Here is a 3,133-nt window from a genome sequence, read left to right as displayed (position 1 = left end):
GGGGTTGTGGTGGGGCTGGGGTCGGGCTGTGGCCGGGAGGGCGCGCCGGGCCGGTCCGTCCGATATCCGCCGCCCCGTCAGGCGGCCCTGGTAGCCTCGGCCGCGCTCACCCGTTCGGCTCAACCGGGCGCCGTCCCGGCGTGGGCCCGACGAGAGGTCGTGGCAGTCCGATGATGGGTCACTCGCACGCGGTGAGCGGGGCGATGCTGTACGCGGCCTCGGCTCCCTTCCTGCCCCCGCTGCTCCTGCACACCACCCTGCAGCCGGCGGACATACTGATGGGCACGGTGCTGTGCGCGGGCGCGGCCCTGCTGCCGGACCTCGACCACCACGACGGCTCGATCGCCAACTTCCTCGGCCCCGTCTCCAAGGTGCTCTGCCGCTTCGTGGCGTGGATCTCCGGCGGCCACCGGCACGCCACCCACTCGCTGCTGTTCGTCGCGCTGATGGGCGCCGGCACCTGGGCCGGGGTCACCTACCTGGGGCGCAACTTCACCCTCGGACTGACCTTCTTCCTGCTGGCGCTCGCGATCCGGGCCCTGCGGCTCTGCCCGCCGGGCGACGGACCGGAGGCCTGGATCACCGTCATCGGCCTGGCCGCGCTCGGCACCTTCGGGATGAACACCTGGATGCCCAACTCGCCCGGCTGGCTGCCGTACGCGGTGGCGCTGGGCACGCTGGCGCACCTGCTCGGCGACTGCCTGACCAAGAAGGGCGCACCGCTGCTCTGGCCGCACAAGGAGCGCTACGAGGTCGTGCTGATCAAGCGCAGCGGCAACAGCGTCGAGACCAAGGTGCTGGTGCCGATCATGTCGGTGGCGACCTTCGTCCTGCTCTGGTTCACCGCGCTGTCGCCGACGATCGTGAACTGAACGGGCCGTGCCGGTCGGCCGGCACCGGGGCCTCAGGTCTCGCGCCGCAGCCGTGCGCCCACCCAGCGGGCGCGCCGGCCGAGGATGCGGGGGATGCCGAGCTGCCGCCGCTCCGTGCGCCGGCGGCCGTCGGGGCCGTCGAAGCCGAGGTCGTCCGCCCGGTCGGGCCGGTGGGCGGAACGCTGGGGGCTGTTGTGACGTCGGCCGCGCGGGGCGCCGCCGCTTTCGGGCATCCAACTCATACCGGAATGGATGCCCCTGGGCCGGTGGAGGTAACCGCCCGGGCCTCGCCGAAATTGGCCTATGCGGTTGTCATATGAGCGTCAACATAAGGGAGTTGGGCCCGAGAGCCCTTCCGGTCAGCCGAGCGTCCGACCGCACGTACGGCCGTGTTCGGGGTCACTCCTTGTGGCGGCCGACCCAGTCCAGCAGCTCGGCGGTGAACTCCTCCGGTGCCTCCTCGTGCGGGAAGTGCCCGACGTCCGGCAGCAGCCGCCAGCGGTACGGCGCCGCCACGTACTCGCCGCCGCCGAGCGCGGTGTGCGACAGCAGCACCGGGTCCGCCGCGCCCTGGACGTGCAGGGTCGGCGCGGTGATCGGCTTCTTCATCCGCCGGGCGAACTGGATGCCGTCCGGCCGGGCCAAGGAGCGCAGCAGCCAGCGGTACGGCTCGATCGAGCAGTGCGCCGTGCTGGGGATCTGGATCGCCTGCCGGTACGCGTGCAGCGCGGCCTCGTCCAGACCGTTCGGACCGGTCCAGGAGGTCAGGTAGCGGCCGACCTGCTCGGCGTCGTCGGCGACCAGGCGGCGCTCCGGTATCCACGGCCGCTGGAAGCCCAGCACGTGCTCGAAGGCGGCGAACTGCCGGCGGTCGGTCAGCAGCGCCCGGCGCAGGTCCCGCGGGTGCGCGGCGGAGACCACGGTGAGGCTCTGGATGACGGACGGCCGCATCACGGCCGCCACCCAGGCCAGGGTGCCGCCGGAGGCGTGCCCGACCAGGTGCGCCCGGCGCTCGCCGAGCGAGCGGATCACCCCGGTGATGTCCAGGGCGAGGTTGCCCGGGTCGTACCCGCGCGGGGTGCGGTCGCTGCCGCCGATGCCGCGCAGGTCGAGCGCCACCGCCCGGTAGCCGGCCTCGGCGAGCGCGGTCAGCTGGTGGCGCCAGGCCCACCAGTACTCGGGCCAGCCGTGCACCAGCAGCACCAGCGGGCCGGAGCCCAGCTCGGCGATGTGGAAGCGGGCGCCGTTGGCCGCGAGGTCGCGGTGCGTCCAAGGGCCGGCCTGCCGGATGCTCCAGGCCTCCGCGTCGCCCGCGGCCGGGCCCCCGGAGGAGGCCGCCGCGAAGGCTTCCCGTCCGGTCTCCCGCCCAGGCTTCCGCGCGGGTGCCGGGCCGGTGCTCCCGGGGGCGGCGCCGGGGTCTTCGGGACCGGCGGGGCCTTCGGGGGTGAGTCCGGCGCCGGAGTCGGGGCCGGATTCGGCGGACGGCTGCGCGGGCACGGGCTTCTGGTCAAGCGGCATACCGAGAGCGTGTCACATCCCGGCGCCGGACACGTGCCCGGCACTCGTGGTCGGCGGGTCCGGAGCCCGCCGGGGCGGGCCCTCCCCGCTCACCGGCGCGGCGCCGTCCCCGCCCGCCCGGGCCGGTCACCGGCGCCCCGCCGACACCGGGTCGGTTACGGGATGCGGCCGAAGGCCCGGTCGATCTCCTCCTGGGTGGCCGGCCGCGGCCGGGCGTTCTTCAGCACGTCGGCGGTCTTCTGGGCGCCCTCGATGGTGCGGACCGGCTTCTCGATCTTCTTGAACGAGCGCCAGGCCAGCATCCCGAGCAGCACCGCGAGCAGCAGGTAGGCGCCCGCCACGACCAGGAAGGACCAGCCCAGCGACAGGCCCAGCGCGTGGATGCCGAAGGCCGCCGCGGCGCTCAGCATCGGGATGGAGAACAGCGCCACCACACCGGCGACGATCAGCGAGACGCCGCCGGAGACGCCGCGCTTGACGTCCGCCCGGATCTCGGCCTTGGCGAGCGCGATCTCGTCGTGGACCAGCGCGGACAGGTCGGCGGTGGCCGCCGCGAACAGCTGCCCCACCGAACGCTCGCCCTCGTAGGGCACCCGGCCGTTGCTGGACGGGTCTGCGGCTCCTGCGGGCATCAGCGGTTCTCCTCTGCGGCTGTGCGGCGTGACGCCGCCGCGGGTGTGCGGTTCCGGGGCCGGCGGGGGTCCGGAGGCGTCTGTGGGTTGTCGACAGCTCAGAATCATGCC

General features: G+C 74.2%; 4 protein-coding genes. 1 reads left to right on the top strand and 3 read right to left on the bottom strand.

The genetic code is table 11. The features are described from left to right. Window positions 1-170 precede the first annotated feature (170 nt). The gene (locus tag ACIQOV_RS34555; RefSeq protein ID WP_359901991.1) at window positions 171-872 is read left to right on the top strand and encodes a metal-dependent hydrolase; all 702 of its coding nucleotides are present in this window, start codon (window positions 171-173) and stop codon (window positions 870-872) included. Window positions 873-904: 32 nt separating this feature from the next. Here the strand turns inward: ACIQOV_RS34555 and ACIQOV_RS34550 are convergent, their stop codons facing one another. From ACIQOV_RS34550 to ACIQOV_RS34540, 3 genes are all read right to left on the bottom strand, one after another. Next, window positions 905-1,114, bottom strand: coding sequence for a hypothetical protein (locus ACIQOV_RS34550; protein ID WP_359901994.1), 210 nt, complete (start codon window positions 1,112-1,114; stop codon window positions 905-907). Window positions 1,115-1,271: 157 nt separating this feature from the next. Then, on the bottom strand, window positions 1,272-2,390 hold the full coding sequence (locus ACIQOV_RS34545; protein ID WP_401054795.1) for an alpha/beta fold hydrolase: 1,119 nt from the start codon (window positions 2,388-2,390) through the stop codon (window positions 1,272-1,274). A gap of 155 nt (window positions 2,391-2,545) precedes the next feature. After that, window positions 2,546-3,022 carry a phage holin family protein gene (locus tag ACIQOV_RS34540; protein ID WP_359902000.1) on the bottom strand — a complete coding sequence of 159 codons (477 nt, stop codon included), beginning with the start codon at window positions 3,020-3,022 and terminating at the stop codon, window positions 2,546-2,548. Window positions 3,023-3,133 lie beyond the last annotated feature (111 nt).

Source organism: Kitasatospora sp. NPDC091257 (assembly GCF_044757675.1).
GTDB classification, from domain to species: Bacteria; Actinomycetota; Actinomycetes; order Streptomycetales; family Streptomycetaceae; genus Kitasatospora; species Kitasatospora lactacystinica.
This window is presented reverse-complemented; position numbering and strand designations above follow the sequence as displayed.